The following is an 18,979-nucleotide window of genomic DNA, read 5'->3' on the forward strand; positions in this document are numbered from 1 at the left end:
GGCGCCTCATGGCGCCGGTTGGCTCTTGAACTGATCCAGTGCCCCATGTACCGGCTTGCCTTCGAACAGGGTCAACATGACCTTGGTCTTGGCAATCTGCATCCGGTCGATCTTGAAGATATCCTGATCCAGCACCACCAGATCGGCACTCTTGCCCTTGGCGATGGAGCCGGTGAAATCCTCCATGCTGTTGGCATAGGCGACATTGATCGTGTACGCCTTCACCGCTTCTTCCAGGCTGACCGCCTCATCCGGCAGCAGGGGCGGCGTGGCCGTATCCTCGTAATTCACCCGTGTGGTCGCGACCTGCAGGCCGGCCAGCGGGTCAGCCGTCGCCACGGGCCAGTCAGCACCATAAGCGATCACGGCACCGGCCTTCAGCAGGCTGTTGGCCGGGTAAATCCATTGCGAACGTTCAGGCCCGATCACCTGCTTGGTCAGGTCCATATAGGGGTAATTGCTGGACCAGGTCGCCTGAAACTGGGCGATCACTCCCAACTCCCCGAACCGCGGCCAGTCCGGCGGGTCCACCACATTCATGTGGGTAATCATCGGTCGGTACAGCGTGCCATTCGCGGCCTTGGCGGCGGCGAACGCATCCAGAGAGGCGCGGGTTGCCATGTCGCCGATGGCATGCACATAGGGCTGCACCCCTTGCGCGCCCAACTGCGTGACGGCGGCATTGAACATTTCCGGTGTGATCTGCAGCGTGCCGTGATTATGCGGATCGTCGCTGTAGGGCTCGATCATCGCGGCTGTATGCTGCGGGATCACCCCGTCGGCGAAGAACTTCACTGCGCGGGCCTTGAAGCCCAGCGTCTCCGCCCGTGCCGCGGCCTGACGCAGCGCCGGGATCTGTTCCAGCCCCTTGCCATTCTCCCATTTCAGGGCCAGCGCCACATGGTTGGTCAGTTCACCCCGTTCCTTGACGGCGCGATAGGCTTCCAGCACGGCGCTGGACCCGTCACCCGCCACTTCCACCAGCGCGTCATGCCAGTTGGTGATGCCCAGGCTGTTAAACAGCTTGGACGTATAAACGATGGATTGCTCCAGCTCCTCCTGCGTCGGCTGCGGGATCTGGGCTTCCACCAGCGCCATGGCACTTTCCTGCAGGCCACCGATCGGTTCCTTCGTCACAGGATCGCGGTCGATGGTGCCGTTTTCCGGATCGGGCGTATCCTTGGTGATGCCGGCCACGGCCAGCGCCTTGGAATTGACCCAGTAGCTGTGCCCGCCGACATTGGAGAAGATCAGCGCCCGGTCGCTGGAAAGCGCGTCCAGTACCTCCTTGCGCGGGATGCCATTGGGCGGGAACAGCCCATCCTGCCAGCCCACGCCGAACACGGCATCCGTGCCGGGATGGCTGTCCAGACAGCCCTTGATGATGCGCTGATAATCCTCCACCGTCTTGCCGGCATGCAGAGAGCAGCGGGAATAAGACAACCCGCCAAACACCGGATGCACATGGGCATCACCGAAGGATGGCATCAGCAGCCTTCCGCCCAGGTCCACCACCTGCGTCCCTTCCCCCTGATAGGCCTTCAGGTCGGCGGCACTGCCCACGGCGACGATCTTGCCATCGTCAATGGCCACCGCCTCCGCCCAGGGCTGGCCGGCCTCCACCGTATAAACACGGGCATTGGTGAACAGCAGATCGGCGGCGGGGGCGGCACTGGCAGCACCCCCCACCTTGTCATCACCGCAAGCGGCCAGACTGGCGACGCCAGCCAGCAGCAGCAGGGAATGGGCGCAGTGCCGGAAGAAACGGCTGGATTGAGCAGACATTTAAACTCTCCCTTGACCCGAAGCCCGATGCCGCGACGGCAGAACCATCGCGGCATCAGCCGGATCATCAGAACTTGCGGGTCAGCGAGGCGAGGATGGTGCGGTCCTTGGCCGCCACGCAATAGCCGTCCGGCGGCGTGGAAAGACCGCAGGTGGCATAATATTTCTTGTTGAACAGGTTGCTGGCATTGACCGAGGCAACCCAGTTCTCGTGCGTGGCAGAGATCATGGCATCGACCAGCGTCACCGAGGGCGTCAGCAGCGTCTGGCTGGTGTCGATCTTATTACCGATATAGCGGACACCGGCACCCGCCTTCATCGTCCAGTCCGGCCCGACCTCAAAGCTCTTGGCCCCCCAGAAGGAGGCAAGCTGCTTGGGAATATCGACCAGCCGGTCACCCGCCGTCAGGCTCTGGCTGGAGGTCAGCACCTCCGCATCGGTGTAGCTGTAGGCGGCGGCCACCTCATAATCATCCGGCAGGCGGATGGTGGCTTCCAGTTCCACGCCCTTGGACCCGACCGAACCACCCTGGATGAAGTTCTGGATATTGGTCGGGTCTTGGGAGACGTAGTTGGATTCCTTGATATCGAAATAGGCGACGGTAAACAGGGTGCCGCGCATCGGCTCCCATTTGGCGCCGCCTTCATATTGCCGGGCGGTGCGCGGTTGGAAGGCATTGCCGAAATAATCCCCACCCGGCACCGGCAGGAAGGATTCCGAATAGCTGAAATAGGGGGAGATGCCGGCGAACAATTCCGCAATCACACCGCCGCGGAACGACCAGGCACTTTGATCCACCTCGGTCACGCCATTGCGCTTGGACGTGCTCTTGTCCCGGCGCACACCCAGCAGCACATGGATGCGATCATCATAGCTGAGCTGGTTCTGGGCATAAAAACCAAGCTGGGTGCTGCGATAATCCAGGAAATTGGTGTACCCATAATCAAAATCCGCGCCATATTGCGGATTGTAGATATTGATCGGCGGCGGGCTGCCGCCGGCAAAACAGCCGAACAGCCCTTCAAAACCGTTGCAGGAGAAGCCTTCCGCCTTGTTCTGGTCGAACCAGGTGTAATCCACACCGAACAGCATCGTGTGCTTGATCGGCCCGGTATTGAAGGCAACGGAGATGTTGTTATCCGTGTTCAGCACCTTGCTCTTCTCGCGGTTGACGTAGAATTCACGCCGCAACAGCGTCTCTTCTGCGTCTGCGAAGGGGCTGACATAGACGGCATAGCCACCGTCGGAGAAATCGCCATACACCTCCTTATAGTCCGTATCCATGGTGGAATAGCGGGTACGGCTGTTGAAGGTGATGTTGGGCGCGAAACGGTGGGTCACCAGCAGGGCCCCGGACATATATTCCGTGTCCATGCCGTTAAAGCCCGGCTCCCCCTGGAAGAAGTTGAAAGCCACCTTCTTCGTCTGGTTGGGCGCCAGCAGCGATTTGGAAACCGGCACGTAACCCAGCGAACCCTGGCTGTCATCCTGATAGAGACCGATCAGCGTCACGTCCGTATCCGGCGTCGCTTCCCAGGTCAGGGACGGGTTGATCAGGATACGGTCATCGGCCGTGCCCCATTGGGATTCCCCGTCCCGGCCCAGGGCCACGATGCGGGCGGCCACCGTATCGGACAGGGCACCGGTCAGGTCGCCCTGGATCTGCTTGCGCTTATCGGTGCCCAGAACAACCCCGACCTCACCTCCGGTCTGGAATTTCGGCAGTTTGCTGGCACCGTTCAGAATGCCGCCGGGACCACCCGCGCCATACAGCACGGATGAGGGGCCGCGCAGCACCTCGGCGCGTTCCAGCGTATAGGTCTCCAGCCGCGCGCCATAGATGAAGTCGGGCATGCGCTTCAGCCCGTCCAGATATTGCGCCGCCTCAAAACCACGGGCGATGACGAAATCCCCGCGGGAATCCACACTGGCCGCCGCCGAGACACCGGCGCTGTAGCGGAAGATATCCTGCATGTCGACCGCCGTGCGGTCGCGGAATTCCTGGTCGGTGATGACGCTGATCGCCTGCGGCGTTTCAATCAGCGCGGCATTGGTCTTGGTCCCGACCAAAGCCCGGTCGGCCGTGACGACGATTTCCTCAAGCTCGACCCGTTCCTCGGATTGGGCGAGTGCGCCACTTGTGGCGACAAGCAAACATCCGGTCGATAAAAGCGCCCGTCGCAGCGCCTTCTTCGATAATGAGAACCCGTTCCCGCTAAGCATCCATGCCATTGTGTTTCCCCGTAGCCATCCCTGTTGAAGTCTCCCACGCCGATTTCTTGTCTTTGCCTGGTGTTCGTGCAGGGGTTAGTCCGCCTGTCAACGGTCTTCAGCTTTGCGCAAAGCCGGCCCGGACGTGACCGGCTTTTCAGGGTAAAGCAGGGGCAAGACGGGTAATAGCCACTCGCAACAAGCATATCCCTGGCTTTGCGCCCTACCCCAAAGCCAAGAGAGCCCAAGGATTTACCCGGATCGCCCCGGCCTTACCCTTTCCCCGCATTGCGGCCACGACACGCCTGCCGAAATCTTCGTCGCAGCAAAAGGCAGCCGCCGATGGCCAGGATTCGTCAACAGGGGGGACATTCAATGGATATGGACGGGATCGACCCGGACCTGCGCCGCTTCGTTACGCAGATGCGCCAGGACTGGCAGCTTTACCCCCCGCTGCCCAGCCTGCCCTTCCCCGAACAGCGCGCCATTGCAGAAAAGGTCCGCGCGAAATGGACAGAAGGGGGCCCGCAGATGGCAGCAACGGAAACGTTCGAGATGGACCCCGGTGCCGGCCCGCTGCGCATCCGGATTTATCGCCCAACCAAGACAGCGACAGCACAACCAGCCATGGTCTATCTGCATGGTGGCGGTTTCACCCTGTTCAGCATCGACACGCATGACCGGCTGATGCGGGAATATGCCGTCGCCGGGGGCTTCGTCGTGATCGGGGTGGATTATCCGCTGGCACCGGAAGCAAAATTCCCCATCGCCCTGGACCGGATCGAAGCGCTGATGCGCTGGCTGGGGCAGCATGCCGGCCAATGGGGGATCGACCCCGCGCGCATCGCCATGGGCGGCGATTCCGCCGGCGGCAATTTCTCCATCGCCACCTGCCTGCGCCTACGCGACCGGGGTGAGGGTGGGCTGGTGAAAGCGACCCTGTCCAATTATGGCGGTTTCACCACCGCCATTTCCGACGAGGCGGAAGCAAGGTTCGGCGGCCCTGGCTCCATCATGGACCGGGCAGAGGCCCGGCAATATTGGGCGAATTATCTGCGGGACGACGCAGACAGCCAGAACCCATATGCCTGCCCGCTGCTGGCCGACCTGCATGACCTGCCGCCAACCCTTCTGATCGTGCCAGAAATGGACATCGTGGCCGAACAAAGCCTGCTGATGCACCAGAAGCTGCTGCGCGCCGGCGTGCCGGCCCGTTGCACGCTCTATCCCGGCGCCATCCACAGTTTCCTGGAAGCCATGTCCATTTCGCCCCTGGCGCGGCAGGCCATCCGCGAAGGGGCGGACTTCATCGCCCACCACCTTCGGTCAACCTGCTAATAACCTGTCCCGGTGATCGCAACCGATCACCGCCTCAATCACCGGCGCCAACATAGGCCGGCTTGGCAGGCGCAGGAGATGCCCATCGCAGCGGCCCGACAAGCGCGGTCGAAATATCCCACAGGCGCGCTGAAACACCGGTATCCAGCGCCTGAGGCGGGATTTTTGCCGGGGCGGGCCAGCCCCGGGTTTCCGACAGCCTGTCCGGACCGTAATAGCCCCCGCCATGTGCCTGGGGTGCGGTCGCCGCATGCAGCAGGGGCAGCGCCCCCTGTGCCACCGGCTGGAACAGGAACCAGAGCAGGCTGCGCGTCAGGCCCATTGCACTCCAGCGGCCGGGGGCATTGTGCAGCAGGTCGGTGCGCGCGATACCGGGATGCGCGCCGATACTGGTGATACCCCAGCCGCCCGCCTCGCTGCGCCGCTGCAACTCCAGCGCAAACATCAGGCACGCCAGTTTTGATTGGCTGTAAGCCACCATGGGCTTGTAAGTTCTGCGGGCATTCAGATCGTCAAAATCGATAGCACCCTCGCGGGCGGCAATGCTGGATACAGTCACCACCCTTGCATCGCGACCATTGCGCATCAGCGGCATCAGCAGGCCCGTCAGCGCGAAATGGCCCAGATAATTGGTGCCGAATTGCAGTTCAAAACCGTCGGCGGTTTCCAGCCGTCTGGGGGGCACCATCACCCCGGCATTGTTGACCAGCAGGTCAAGCATGTCCTGCTGCGCCCGCAGCCGCTCCCCAAAAGCCGTGATGGAGGAGAGATCGGCAAGATCAACCTGCTCGAACCGGATAGACGCCGACGCAACCTGCTGCTGGATGCGCGTCACCGCCGCGGCACCCTTATCCGGGTTGCGGCCCGCGATGACAATATCCGCTCCCGCCTGTGCCAGGGCCAAAGCCACCTCGAAACCCAGCCCACCCGCACCCGTGACAATGGCCGAACGACCCTTTTGGGAAGGAATGTCCGCAGCCGTCCATTTCACCATGATCCTGCCTTTCACAAAAACCGCACTTGGTGTAAAATTATAATTACACTGAGTGTAATTTTTTCAAGAGCTTTTTTATGAAGAACGACAAGACGGGTGCGCCCGCCGAAGGGGTGAGGGAGCGCAAGCGTCGGGAAACCCTGCAACGCATCACGCAAGCCGGTATCAGCCTGTTCATCGAGAAGGGATATGACGCGGCCACACTGGACGAAATTGCGGCCAGGGCCGGCATCTCGCGGCGAACGTTTTTTTACTATTTCAAATCCAAGGACGAGATTCTGCTCTCCGCGCAGAGCGGTATGGGTGAGGCGATTGTCGCGGCCCTGCTTACCAGCGCCCCGGACAAGCGGCCTCTGGCGGCAATCCGTGAAGCGGTCATCAAGGTCTGCGCGCCTTACCCCACCGCTGACCTGATCGCGCTGGACCGTCTGATGCGGTCCAACGCCACGGTTCAGGCCCGGAAGCAGGCCAACTATATCCAGCATGAGCAGACCTTGTTCGCGGCCTTGCGCCAACGCTGGCCGGAGGCGGGACGCGAAACGGCACTCCGCCTTGTCGCCATGATGGGTATCAGCGCCATGCGGCTTGCCTTCGACATGCTCAGCCAGGAGGAAGGCAGGCGGCCCATCGTGGGCCTGCTGAACGAGACGTTCGACGCGCTGGAGTCCGAGCTTTAGCAGGGTGTGGAAAAAGGCTTTTGCGTCGCGAGGTCGGGGAATTTTCGGCACGATTAGGAAAGGCCGAAGCAAGATACTGGTGGTATCTTGCGAGGGCTTGACGCGAGATTGCCGAAAATAACCCGGCCGCAGCAGCAAAATGGTTTTTCCACACCCTGTTAGCCATCTGGTGAACAGAGCCACCCCCGTTCCACCCTGTCCCCTCTCACTTCAGGCAGACTGACCGCCTGAACCGAAAGGCGGCGAGGACAGAGCGATGGTACGGATGCGGCGGGGCTATGTGGATGGGCCTTACGGGCAGATCCATTATCTGGACGGGCAGCAGGGGCGACCGCTGGTGCTGCTGCATCAGGCGATCCAGAACGCCAACCAGTTCGATTACGTGTTCGGCCCCCTGCTGGAGCGGGGCATCCGCCCCATCGCCATTGACCTGCCGGGCTTTGGCCAGTCCGATGCGCCGCCTGCCCCACCGACCATTGCCGATTATGCCGGCGTGCTGGTGCCCGTGCTGGATGCGCTTGGCATCGCCAAGGCCGCCGTCGGCGGCCACCATACCGGCGCGCTGGTCAGCAACGAAGCCGCCTTGCTCTATCCCGACCGGGTATCAGCCGCCATCCTGGGTGGCCAGATGCTGATCAGCGATGCCGTGCGCCAGCACCTGATGACCGACATTGTGGAACGGGAAAAGAATTTCCAGGCGCTGCCTGGCGCCGCCCATATGGTGGAAGTTGCTGCCATCCGCGAGCGTTATGCCGCTGGCACCGTCACGCCCGCGCGCATCAGTGAGTATGTGGTCCAGGCCCTGCAGGCGCTGTCGCAGGGCACCTATTGGTGGGGCCATAATGCCGCCTTCACCTATCATCAGGAAGAAAGGCTGCGTCAGATCACCCAGCCCACCCTGATCCTGACCAATACCGGCGACATGATCTATCAGGCCGCCCTGGAAGCGAAGAAGCTGCGTCCGGACTTCGCCTTCGTTGCCTTGGAAGGGGGCGGGATTGATATTGTCGATCAACAGCCGGTGGAATGGGCTGACGCCATTGCCACCTTCCTGCAAACCATCGAAAATAATCAATAATATTGATTAAACCATCCATTTTGAAAATTTATTAAATAAAATATAATTCTTCATCTTTTCCTCTATATTAAGCAAACTATTTTCAGCATCAATCGGATCAACTGGATGATTGTTTTCTATTTTATATTTGAATTTTTCCATGACTTGTGAAAAATTTTTCAGTTCTGAATGAATACCTTTTTTATCGTCAAACAAAAATAGAGACTCTCTCATCGAAATTGTAAATAATTCTTTACTTTTTTTGATTTCATCATTTGACTTTTTCTCATTAACAGCAATATAATAAATCACGCAGTTTTTATAAATTTCAAATCTTTTCGCATATATGTCAAATCTGAGCTTTTCCCTTGCTATTCTCATTTGCGAAAAAGCAATAAAGACTGCCAAAAATGCCACAAAAACTGTTAGAAATGTTGAAATCTGTTGAATGGAAAGACCTATACACATGATGTCCATCCTATAAAAGCCTAACGAGCCGACGAGGGGTGACGAAACCATCACAAAGCGCCACCCCTATATAGCACTATTTGAACATGTTCGGCAACGTTAGGGAAATGGCAGGCACATAGGTGATCAATATCAGTGTCACCAGCAGCGCCATATAGAAGGGGAAGATCGACTTCACCGCCTGTTCGATCCGGATCTTCCCCACGGCCGCGCCGACAAACAGCACCGATCCAACCGGCGGCGTCACCAGCCCGATACCAAGATTAAGCATCATGATGATGCCGAAATGCACCGGGTCCACCCCCACCTGCATTGCCACCGGCAGCAGGATCGGCGTGGTGATGACGATCAGCGGCGACATGTCCATGAAGGTGCCCAGCAGCAACAGCACCACATTGATGATCAGCAGCACCAGGATCGGGTTATCGGTCAGCGCGGTGATCAGTCCGGCAAGCTGGGCCGGCGCTTCCATGATGGCCAGCGCATAGCCGAAGGCCGTCGCCGCCCCGATGATCATCAGCACCATGGCAGTGATGCGCACCGACTGCATCACCGATTCCATGAATTTCCGCAGGCCGAGCGAGCGATAGACCAGCGCGCCGACCAGAACCGTATAGACAACCGCGATGGCCGACGATTCCGTCGGCGTGAAAATGCCCGACAGGATGCCGCCCATGATGATGACAGCCGTCATGATCCCCGGCAGGGCGAAGACCAGCGCCTGGAACAGCACCCGAAAGCCGGGGAATGTGCCGGTGGGATAATTACGCTTGCGCGCCACCAGCCAAGCTGTCAACCCAAGCAAGGCGGCCGCCAGCAGGCCGGGAAATACCCCGGCCAGGAACAGGTCGCTGATCGACACGCCAATGCCGCTGGCCGCCGAATAGATGATCATATTGTGCGAAGGTGGGATCAGCAGCCCGACAATGGCCGCCGTCACCGTGACATTCACCGCATAATCGCCATCATAACCCTTTTCCCGCATCAACGGGATGAGGGTGGAGCCCATGGCGCTGGCGCTGGCGATGGCCGATCCGGACACCGCCCCGAACAGGGTGGAAGCGCCGACATTGACCAGCCCCAGCCCGCCCCGTGCCGGGGCGAACAGCGCATCGGCCACCCGTACCAGCCGTTCCGCGATGCCGGACCGGTACATCAGGTCACCGGCGAAAATGAAAAACGGGATAGCCATCAGGGAGAAGACGCTGATGCCCGAAGCCATGCGCTGGAACACCACCACCAGCGGGATATCCAGTGCCAGGAAGCAGGCGATGGACGCGCCCAGCAGGGCGAAAGCCACCGGAACGCCCAGCGCCAGCAGGACGATAAGGGTGATGCCGAGGATTGCGATTTCCATTATGCGACATCCTTATCGGCCGGGGCCTGCCCGCTTAATTCTTCCAAGATCCGTTCCAGTGAGAACAGGGCGATCAGCCCGCCCGCAAGCGGCAGGCCCAGATAGGCCAGCCCGCGCGACAGGCCCAGCGAGGGGATGACATGGCCCCATGTCCGGATCACCAGTTCCCCACCCCACAGCGCCATGGCCACACCAATGGCGCCGACCACCAGATCGGCGGTGATACGCATCGCCTTGCGCGCGCCCGGCCCCACCATGTCCTCAAGCGCCGTGATGCGGATATGGAACCCTTCCCGCACGCCGCCGGCAGCGGCCAGGGTGACAAACCAGATCATCAGGGTCAGCGCCGCCTGTTCAGACCAGGAGGGGCTGGAATTCAGCACATAGCGGCCGAACACCTGCCAGGAGACAATGGCGGTCATGGCGATCAGCCCCAGGCCCGCCACCCATATCAGGCCGGTTGACGCCATCCGCGTCAGAAAAGCCAAGGTTTTCATCCGGGCATCCCCTCTGTCACGTTCTCGGCGCCGCTATCGGCCATGGCCTCGATCTGGCTCACCAGCCGCTTTTGCGCCGGCGAGGTGACAAACCGGTCCCAGACCGGCCGCATCAGGTCGGAAAAGGCCGAGACATCCCCCACCTCATTGATTTTGACGCCGGCCTCCGCCAGCTTGGTCATCGCCTCATCGACACGTTTATCCCAAAGGCCGCGCATGAAAGGCACGGACTGGCGCGCCGTCTCCTGCACCAGGGTGCGATCAGCGGGGGACAGCTTCTCCCAGCGCGCGGTGGACATGACCAGGATTTCCGGCGCCATCACATGCCGGGTCAGGCTGTAATAGGGCGCCGCCTCGAAATGGCGGCCGGTATAGTAGGAGGGCTGGTTGTTCTCCGCCCCGTCGATCACGCCCTGGACCAGCGCCTGATAAACCTCGCCCATATCCATCGGCGTGGCATCCGCGCCCAGCGCCTTCACCATGGCGACGTAAAGGTCGGAATTCTGCACCCGGATTTTCAGGCCATTCATGTCGGCCGGCACCCCGATCGGGCGCTTGGTATTGTAGAAGCTGCGCTCCCCTGAATCATAAAAGCACAGTCCCACCATGCCGTGCGGCCGCAGCGAGTCCAGGATCTGCTGGCCAATCTCCCCATCCAGGGCCCGGCGCATATGCGCGGTGGAGCGGAACAGGAATGGCAGCGACGGTATGACCGTCATGGGTTCAATAGCGGTCAGCGGGGCCAGATTGACCCGGTTCATGTCCAGCCCGCCGAAGGTGGTGATCTCAAGCGTATCCCGCTCCGCCCCCAATTGCCCGCCGGCATAGACATGGATGCTGATCCGCCCATCGGTACGGGCCGCCAACTGGCGCCCCATCTCGTTCACCGCCTGCACGGTGGGATAATCGGACGGGTGGGTATCGCTGGAGGTCAGCACGCGCCGCCCCTCCCCCTCACAGCCTGTCAAAAAGGCGGTAATTCCAATTCCGGCCGCCGCCCCCGTAAAGACGGCGCGGCGCGTCAGATTGACCTTCATGATCTGTTCCAACTCCCTGAGAACGGGCTTAAGGCCAATGCCAACCCTTCTTTATTTTGTGATTTTGGCAGACGGTAACCGGTATCATTTATCGGTGCAAGGCGAACCAGCCCGGATTGCCACCAAAAAGAACACCTGTTTCAGGGGGGATGCAGCCCGTGGGCAGCTACAGCAGCGCCGTGACTGCCGCGATCACCTGCGCAAAAAGACCGGTGATCCAAAACCGCCATCGCTGCGTAGAAGGCCCAGAAAGCAGTTATGGTGGAGCGACGTGATGCCCGATCCTGTTATCCGTTACCGCAGAATATCGGGTTTCACCGGCCTGTCCGCCGGTACGGTTATGGCCGGATAAAAGCCAATGCTGGATTTCCTTGTCCAACCCTCCGATGATCCCGGCACGAAGCCGGCCCGGCGAAAGGGCCGGCCCATTGGAAAGGGAACCATGGGGGAGGAATGTCTGGCCCTGTCCGGCACCGACGACGCAGCCCTGCTTTTGTCCAGGGTGGCCGAGGCCGGTGATCGGGAGGCTTTTGCCCGTCTGTTCCAGTATTATGCGCCGCGGGTGAAAACCTTCATGCGCAAGCTGGGCTGCGAGGAGGCCCTGGCCGACGATCTGGCGCAGGAGGCGATGCTGGCTGTCTGGCGCAAGGCCGCTTTTTTCGATCCTTCGAAATCGGCGGCCAGCACCTGGATCTTCACCATCGCCCGCAACCTGCGCATCGACCGGCTGCGGCGGGAACGAAGGCCAGAGGTGGATGTTGATGATCCGGCGCTGGTGCCGGATACGGCCCCTGCTGCCGATGATGCGCTGGCCCAGCGCCAGTCGGGGGAAAAGCTGCGTCAGGCGCTGACCGGCTTGCCGCCGGAACAGGCGCAGATCGTCGCCCTTTCCTTCTATGAGGATAAGCCCCATGCGGAAATCGCCCTTCGGCTGGGCATTCCGCTGGGAACCGTCAAATCACGCCTGCGGCTTGCCATGAAACGCATCCGCGCCGTCCTTGGAGACGAAATGTCATGAGTGCCTCCTTCCATCCTTCAGACGAGTTGCTGGTGGCCTATGGCGCCGGCTCGCTGGACGAGGCGACGGCGCTGCTTGTGGCCTCACACCTGACCCTGTGCCCGCGCTGCCGGTCGGAGGTTGCCCGGATCGAGGCGATGGGCGGCAACCTGCTGGAAGAACTGCCGCCTGCGCCCATGGGCGGGGATGCGCTGGCCGATATCCTGGCCCGGCTGGACGATGCCCCGGTCACCCTGCCGCCGCCCCCGCGCAAGCCGGCCCGCGCCACAGCCTCCCGCGCGGGCAGCCAAATTCCGGCCCCCTTGCGCGCCTATCTGGGCGGCGGGCTGGAAAATGTGCGCTGGAAGCGGCTGACGGACGGGCTGGAGCATGCGCTGGTGGTGGAAAGCGGGCGGACCCGCGCCCGCCTCTACCGCATCGCCCCTGGCATCCCGATCCCGGAGCATGGCCATGGCGGGGCGGAACTGACCCTGGTTCTCCAGGGTGGCTTCTCCGACCATGCCGGCCATTATCTGGTGGGGGATGTCGCCTGCGCCGATGATGATACGATCCACCATCCCGTCGCGGATACGGATGGGCATTGCATCTGCCTGGCGGTGACCGATGCCCCCCTGAAGCTGACAGGGCTGGTCGGCCGCCTGATTTCCCGCTTCCTGAATTTATGATGGTGGGGGTGGAAGGGGTTTTCCCTTCCACCCATCAGTACGGTCAGGGCCGGTCCAGCACCAGATGGCGCACATCAATGGCGCCGGTGCGAAAGCCCGCCCGGCAATAGGCGATGTAGAAATCCCATAGCCGGCGGAACCGGCCATCAAAGCCCTGTTCCTTGATTGCCGGCCAAGCCTGACCAAACGCAGCGCCCCACAGGGCCAGCGTGCGCTCATAATCCATGCCGAAACAGCGGGTGGTGGCCAGCGTCAGCCCTGCCTGATCAGCCTGCTGTTGCAAGGCGCCGGGGCTGGGCAGCATGCCGCCGGGAAACACATAGCGCTGGATGAAATCGCAGCCGGCGCGATAGCTGGCGAACCGGTCATCCGCGATGGTGATGGCCTGCAGCCCCGCCCGCCCCCCGGGCACCAGCCGGTCGCGCAGGGTGGCGAAATAGGTGGGCCACCAGCGCTCTCCCACCGCCTCGATCATCTCGATGGAGACGATGCGGTCGAATCTGCCGCGCACATCGCGATAATCCTGCAGGCGGATATCCACCCGGTCGGCCAGCCCCGCCGCCGCCATGCGCCGCGTGGCCCAGGCATGCTGTTCGTGCGACAGGGTCAGGCAGGTGACATGGGCGCCATAGTCGCGCGCCGCGATCTCGGCAAAGCCACCCCAGCCACAGCCAATCTCCAGCACGCTCATGCCGGGGGCCAGGCCGATATCATCGGCCAGGGCGCGATATTTGCGCGTCTGTGCCGCTGACAGGTCGGTATCGTCCGCCGCTGTGAACAGGGCAGCGGAATAGGTCATGCTGGAGTCCAGCCAGCCTTTGTAGAAATTATTGCCCAGATCATAATGGGCCTGGATGTTGCGGCGGCTGCCCCGGCGGCTATTGTCATGCAGACGGTGCCAGACGCGCCGCACCAGTTGCAGCAGCGGATGGCCTTCCGCCTGGGCATCAGCCGCCCGGTCGTTGATATCGGCCAGTTCCAGCAGGGACGCCAGATCGGGGCTGTCCCAATCCCCATCCATATAAGATTCCCCCAGGCCGACCGCCCCGCCCAGCAACAGCCGGCGCAGCATGCGCGGCCGGTGCAGCGTCAGCGCCGCCTGCGGGCCGGGCCGGGTGCCGGACAGCACATGGCGCTCGCCGGATGGCAGGGTCAGCGCCAGCGTCCCCACCGACAAACGCCGTTCCAGCAGGCGCACCGCCCATGGTGGGGTGCTGCCCCGGCGATCCTCACCGTCGGTCCGGGGCAAAAGGGACGTATCCAGGCTCATGAAATTTCCTTTTGCGGCCAGAAGGAGACAGGCGTGGCCGGTGGTTCGGGCTTGCGGAAGAAGGGGGCCCCCTTCAACCACAGGCGCAGCGCCTCGTAATGGATGCCGCCGACAATCTTCAGCGGCAGCAGCGGATAGGCCAGCGACGCGCGCGCCAGGGCGGCGTCGGTCAGTTCCACCCGCTCCCCCACATGGCTGGCAACCATGATCGGCTGGCCGGTGGTGCGGTCGGTTTCCCGGATGGTCTGGGCAAAACGGGCACCCGGCACCCGCAGGCCGAAATGATAGGTGCCTTCCAGCCCGATGAAGGGGGAGACGTGAAAGCCCTTGTCGGCCCGATGGCGCAGGGTACGGCGCCCGTCCCCGCCCTCCACCGGCACCAGATAGGAATGGCGCTCCCCGAACGTGTTGTGCACCTCATACATCACCGCCGACAGACGCCCATCGCCATCATGGCAGAACCAGGTGATCAGCGGTGTGAAGCCAAAACCCAGCACGCGCGGGAACAGATGTACCCTCACCGGCCCATCCGCCTTGATGCCATGGTTGGCCAACTGGCGCGCAATCCAGGCGCGGGGGTCGCTGCCATCACCCAGGTCGCGGTCATGGATGGAAAACAGGTTGCGCCGGTTGCGCGACAATAGTTTCAGGCCCAGCCGGGGCCATTCCTCCAGATCCAGCAGCAGGGAATAGACGGAATAGGTGAAGCGATGGCCCAGCGGGGCCAACCGGTGATGCATCACCTGACCCCGGTAAAGGCAGGACGCCACCATCCGGGCTTACTCCGCCGCCATGGCAAGGGCTTGCCAGGGCGCGGCACAGCCCAACTGCGCCGCCACGCGCAGACCGGCGCTGAACGCATCCTCGTGGAAGCCATAGCCGAAATAGGAACCGCAGAACCAGGTGCGGTTGACGCCCTGCAGGCGGTGAAGCTGCTTCTGCGCCGCCATCGCGGCGCCATCAAAGACGGGATGGTGATAGGTGAATTCCCGATGCGTCAAGGCCGCCGCCGGTTCGGCAATCGGGTTCAGCGTCACGAACAAAGGCAGGTCGTGCGGCTGGCCCTGCAACTGGTTCATCCAATAGGTCACGCACAGATCGCGCCCGCCATCGGCCCCACTGCGGCCCAGATAGTTCCAGGCCGACCAGGCCCGGCGCCGAACCGGCATCAGGGCCGTGTCCGAATGCAGCACTGCGCGGTTTTCCTGATAGCCGAAGGCACCCAGGATGCGCCGCTCCTCCATATCCGCGTCGCGCAGCAGGGCCAGCGCCTCATCGGCATGGGTGGCGATCACCACCTCGTCAAACGTTTCCGTATGGCCGCCGGCCACAGTCACGGCCACACCGGTAATATGGCGCGCAATGTCCGTCACGGGGCTGTTCAGGCGGATATTCTCTGCCATCCCCTCGGTAATACGTCGCACATATTCCCGGCTGCCCCCCACCAGGGTGCGCCAGCGCGGCCGGTCGGTCAGTTGCAGCAGGCCGTGATTGGCGCAGAAACGCACGAAACTGACCACGGGGAAAGACAGCATGGTCTGGCTGGGGGCCGACCAGATGGCTGCCGCCATGGGCAGCAGATGATCCTGGATGAAGGCCTCGCCATAGCGCCCCTTCTCCAGATAATCGCCCAGGCTCACCCCCTGATCATCCGCGCCCAGCAGCGCCGGCGCCTCGCGGTAAAACCGCAGGATATCGCCGATCATGCCCAGGAAACGGCCTTTGAACAGGTTGGATGGCTGCGCGAACAGCCCCGCCAGCGACCCGCCGGAATATTCCAGCCCGCCCCCATCCAGCGACACGGCAAAGGACATGTCGGTCGCCTGTGTCGGCACCGACAATTCCTCAAACATCCGGATCAGGTTGGGATAGTTGCGCTCATTATAGACGATGAAGCCGGTATCCACGGCCACCGGCCGCCCATCGGCACCCGGCACCTCCACGGTGTTGGCATGCCCGCCGATATAATCATTCTTCTCAAACAGGGTCACATCATGCTGCCGGCGCAGCATCCAGGCCGCCCCCAGGGCCGCAGCCCCGCTGCCGATGATCGCGATCCGGCGGCGCGGGATATTATTGGGCACGGTGAGCATGAACGTTTCCCCAGAGGATTGATCTGTCTGCTTTTACGCCGACGGTCGGCGCCTGGATCACCCTAGGGGAACATTATGCATGAATGGGATAATCCTGTCGCCGGGGACCATCATCCGGCAACAATTATAAGATGTAAAAACCCCCGACCACAGAAGCGGTCGGGGGTGCAAGACCAGTTGGAAAGACCCGATCAGAAGCGGTAGCGCGCCCGCACGTCCCAGGTCATGGGCTGGTTCAGGAAGATGGAACTGGCGGACAGGAAGGACACTTTGTAATTCTGGCCCGTGCAGTTCTTGCAGCCGACCGAAAGCGTCAGGTCCGGATAGGCGGAAGGCTCGAATGCCAGGCTGGCATTCCACAGCATCTGGTGGCCCGTCCAGGACCCGTCGGTGCTGTCTGTATTGCCCGCATTGCCGATGGCGTAACCATTATTATAGTCGAAGCCGACCGTCGGCCGGAAAGCCCCGGCATCGGTATCGATCTCATAGGTGGCCGACAGGATGCCGGAGAAGTCCGGCGCACGCACCGGCCGGGCAATCCGGCCCTTGGCATCCACGAAACCACGGTTACAATTCGCCGCCACGCCCGTGGCATTGCCCGACGCCAGGGCCGCCTGACAATTGGCGATCTGGATTTCCACATCCTCGGAAATGTCGATATAGCGGGCGTGCTGCACCCCGATGGAGCCATTGATGGTCAGGCCGCGGATCGGCATCCACAGCGCTTCCAACTCACCACCATAGTTGCGCAGACCCGCTGGGTTGGTGGTGGTGAAGATACGCTGCCCCTGCGCCGTGGTGTAGGCGGCGGAGATCTGCACATCCTCCGCCTCGCTATAGAAGGCGGTGGCGTTCAGGCGCAGGGTCCGGTTCAGCAGGTCGGCACGCATGCCGATTTCCTCCGACCAGACCTTTTCCGGCTTGAAGTCGAAGAACAGGTTGTTGGACAGCGCACGGCCATTCCACCCGCCGGACTTCTCACCCCGCGTGGCCGATGCATAGACCATGATGTCGGGATTGATCTGATAGGACAGGGCAAAGCGCGGGGTGATGAAGCTGTTCTTCAGCTTGGTCGGGATGCCCGACGCTTCGATCAGATCGGTATCCAGCACGGGGCCTCGGGCGCCCGCGTTGGTCTGCACATCCAGATCCTTCACCTCCCGCGACAGGCGCAGGCCGACCGTGGCCGTCAGGGCGTCGGTCAGCTTGTAATCACCCTGGGCATAGGCGGCATAGGAGTCCAGATCGTTGCGGATGGTGCGGTCACCGCTGACGGTGAAGCCCGTCGCCGTGCCGACACCGGTGCCCAGATCGGTCTTGTTATCCTCATGCAGGTAATAAAGGCCGGCCGTATAGTTCAGCCGGTCATCCATGGTCAGGCCGTTCAGCTTGAACTCCTGCGAGAACTGCTTGTGCCGGCCGTAATTCAGGATCGGGGAGACGCCGGTGGTGATCGGGTTCGGGGCCGCCGGATTGCTGTCGATATAATAGCGCTGGGTGGTGTCGCGGTAACCGGTGATGGAATTGACCGTCAACCCATCCGCTTCCCAGCCGATATTGGCCGCCAGTGACCAGTTCTTGGTCTCGTTGCCCGGCTTGTTGTTCGCCTTGGACCCGGTGAAATAATTGGACAGCGACCCCTGCACGATGCCCAGCGTGGACACGCGCTTGCCCGTGGCCGGATCGACGCGGTTGATCAGGTTGGAGGCTTCCTGATCGACATAATCACCCGACAGGTCGATGGTCAGCGCATCGGTCGGCAGCAGGCGCACGGCCCCGCGCACGCCATAGGCGTCCGTGCCGTTCAACTTGTTGCCAGTGGAAAGCTGGGTGACATAGCCATCGCTATGGGTGCGATAGGCGGTGATCTTGGTCAGCACCTTATCCGACAGCGGCGCGTCCAGGCTGGCCCGCACATCGATGGACCCGAAGCGCCCGGCCCCGGCTTCCAGATAGCCACCGGCTTGGGTGGATGGCTTCTTCATGATGACATTGATGGCACCGCCGGTGGTGTTGCGGCCGAACAGGGTGCCCTGCGGCCCGCGCATCACCTCGATCCGCTCCACATCGAACAGGCCGAAATTATTGGCGTTCTGACGAGAGATATAGATGTCGTCGACATAGGTGCCGACCGGCACATCCTGCGTGGCGATGGATTCCGTATTGCCGATGCCACGGATGTAATAGGTGTTGGAACTGCCCAGGCCGACATTATTGTTGCCGACAAGGTTGGGGATTTCCCGGATCAGGTCGATCGTGTCGCGGATCTGCTTATTCTCCAGATCAGCCGCCCCCAGGGAGGAGACGGCGATCGGCACGTCCTGCAGGTTCTGCAGGCGGCGCTGTGCGGAGACGACGATCTCCTCAAGCTGGATGACCTCACCGGCCGACGCTGATGATTGCGCCATGGCCGATGATGCCCCCAGGGCGCTCACCAGGGTCAGTGCTGCTGTTCCCAGAATTCTGGCCTTCATCTCGATATTCCCTGTTCTGTTCATTGATGATGGTGAT

At 61.8% G+C, this 18,979-nt stretch carries 16 protein-coding genes; 5 read left to right on the forward strand and 11 right to left on the reverse strand.

The window, feature by feature from the left end; translation table 11 throughout:
* Nucleotides 1-6 precede the first annotated feature (6 nt).
* Both G473_RS28390 and G473_RS28395 read right to left on the reverse strand, forming a co-directional pair.
* The gene (locus G473_RS28390; RefSeq protein ID WP_051330606.1) at nt 7-1,785 is read right to left on the reverse strand and encodes an amidohydrolase; all 1,779 of its coding nucleotides are present in this window, start codon (nt 1,783-1,785) and stop codon (nt 7-9) included.
* A gap of 67 nt (nt 1,786-1,852) precedes the next feature.
* The gene (locus G473_RS28395; RefSeq protein ID WP_051330607.1) at nt 1,853-3,940 is read right to left on the reverse strand and encodes a TonB-dependent siderophore receptor; all 2,088 of its coding nucleotides are present in this window, start codon (nt 3,938-3,940) and stop codon (nt 1,853-1,855) included.
* 432 nt (nt 3,941-4,372) lie between these two features.
* Here G473_RS28395 and G473_RS0122400 point away from each other — a divergent pair, with 432 nt between their 5' ends.
* Nucleotides 4,373-5,335, forward strand: a complete 963-nt coding sequence (locus tag G473_RS0122400) for an alpha/beta hydrolase fold domain-containing protein (RefSeq protein ID WP_029014944.1) — start codon at nt 4,373-4,375, stop codon at nt 5,333-5,335.
* Nucleotides 5,336-5,369: 34 nt separating this feature from the next.
* On the opposite strand, the gene G473_RS28400 is transcribed toward G473_RS0122400, so the two are convergent.
* The gene (locus G473_RS28400; protein WP_051330608.1) at nt 5,370-6,329 is read right to left on the reverse strand and encodes an SDR family oxidoreductase; all 960 of its coding nucleotides are present in this window, start codon (nt 6,327-6,329) and stop codon (nt 5,370-5,372) included.
* Between the two features lie 77 nt (nt 6,330-6,406).
* On the opposite strand from G473_RS28400, the gene G473_RS0122410 reads away from it, so the two are divergent.
* Together G473_RS0122410 and G473_RS28405 are read left to right on the forward strand one after the other, a co-directional pair.
* A complete protein-coding gene (locus G473_RS0122410) occupies nt 6,407-7,006 on the forward strand; it encodes a TetR/AcrR family transcriptional regulator (protein WP_029014945.1) in 600 nt (199 codons plus the stop codon).
* 256 nt (nt 7,007-7,262) lie between these two features.
* The gene (locus tag G473_RS28405; RefSeq protein WP_035709006.1) at nt 7,263-8,084 is read left to right on the forward strand and encodes an alpha/beta fold hydrolase; all 822 of its coding nucleotides are present in this window, start codon (nt 7,263-7,265) and stop codon (nt 8,082-8,084) included.
* A 6-nt stretch (nt 8,085-8,090) separates the two neighbouring features.
* Here the strand turns inward: G473_RS28405 and G473_RS30510 are convergent, their stop codons facing one another.
* The 4 genes from G473_RS30510 to G473_RS0122435 all read right to left on the reverse strand — a co-directional run bounded on the left by G473_RS30510 (nt 8,091) and on the right by G473_RS0122435 (nt 11,422).
* Entirely contained in the window at nt 8,091-8,531 is a 441-nt protein-coding gene (locus G473_RS30510) for a hypothetical protein (RefSeq protein WP_154667531.1), read from the reverse strand.
* A 76-nt stretch (nt 8,532-8,607) separates the two neighbouring features.
* On the reverse strand, nt 8,608-9,888 hold the full coding sequence (locus tag G473_RS0122425) for a TRAP transporter large permease (protein WP_029014946.1): 1,281 nt from the start codon (nt 9,886-9,888) through the stop codon (nt 8,608-8,610).
* Nucleotides 9,888-10,385 carry a TRAP transporter small permease gene (locus tag G473_RS0122430; protein ID WP_029014947.1) on the reverse strand — a complete coding sequence of 166 codons (498 nt, stop codon included), beginning with the start codon at nt 10,383-10,385 and terminating at the stop codon, nt 9,888-9,890. The genes G473_RS0122425 and G473_RS0122430 overlap by 1 nt, the downstream gene beginning before the upstream one ends.
* Nucleotides 10,382-11,422 (reverse strand): TRAP transporter substrate-binding protein, encoded by a 1,041-nt coding sequence (locus G473_RS0122435; protein ID WP_051330609.1) that lies wholly within the window; start codon nt 11,420-11,422, stop codon nt 10,382-10,384. The genes G473_RS0122430 and G473_RS0122435 overlap by 4 nt, the downstream gene beginning before the upstream one ends.
* Before the next feature lie 358 nt (nt 11,423-11,780).
* Here G473_RS0122435 and G473_RS28410 point away from each other — a divergent pair, with 358 nt between their 5' ends.
* Together G473_RS28410 and G473_RS0122445 are read left to right on the forward strand one after the other, a co-directional pair.
* Complete coding sequence (locus G473_RS28410) at nt 11,781-12,440, forward strand: sigma-70 family RNA polymerase sigma factor (RefSeq protein WP_245580273.1); 660 nt, start codon at nt 11,781-11,783, stop codon at nt 12,438-12,440.
* Nucleotides 12,437-13,105: a ChrR family anti-sigma-E factor gene (locus tag G473_RS0122445; protein WP_029014949.1), complete on the forward strand. Its 669-nt coding sequence runs from the start codon at nt 12,437-12,439 to the stop codon at nt 13,103-13,105. Before G473_RS28410 ends, G473_RS0122445 begins: the two co-directional genes overlap by 4 nt.
* 43 nt (nt 13,106-13,148) lie before the next feature.
* Here G473_RS0122445 and G473_RS0122450 read toward each other — a convergent pair whose 3' ends face one another.
* From G473_RS0122450 to G473_RS28420, 4 genes are all read right to left on the reverse strand, one after another.
* Nucleotides 13,149-14,375, reverse strand: coding sequence for an SAM-dependent methyltransferase (locus tag G473_RS0122450; RefSeq protein ID WP_029014950.1), 1,227 nt, complete (start codon nt 14,373-14,375; stop codon nt 13,149-13,151).
* Complete coding sequence (locus tag G473_RS0122455; protein ID WP_029014951.1) at nt 14,372-15,148, reverse strand: DUF1365 domain-containing protein; 777 nt, start codon at nt 15,146-15,148, stop codon at nt 14,372-14,374. The genes G473_RS0122450 and G473_RS0122455 overlap by 4 nt, the downstream gene beginning before the upstream one ends.
* Before the next feature lie 6 nt (nt 15,149-15,154).
* Nucleotides 15,155-16,468, reverse strand: coding sequence for an NAD(P)/FAD-dependent oxidoreductase (locus tag G473_RS28415; RefSeq protein ID WP_051330610.1), 1,314 nt, complete (start codon nt 16,466-16,468; stop codon nt 15,155-15,157).
* A gap of 191 nt (nt 16,469-16,659) precedes the next feature.
* A complete protein-coding gene (locus tag G473_RS28420) occupies nt 16,660-18,942 on the reverse strand; it encodes a TonB-dependent receptor (RefSeq protein ID WP_051330611.1) in 2,283 nt (760 codons plus the stop codon).
* Nucleotides 18,943-18,979: the final 37 nt, after the last annotated feature.

Origin of the sequence: Niveispirillum irakense DSM 11586 (genome assembly GCF_000429645.1) — a bacterium.
GTDB lineage: Bacteria > Pseudomonadota > Alphaproteobacteria > Azospirillales > Azospirillaceae > Niveispirillum > Niveispirillum irakense.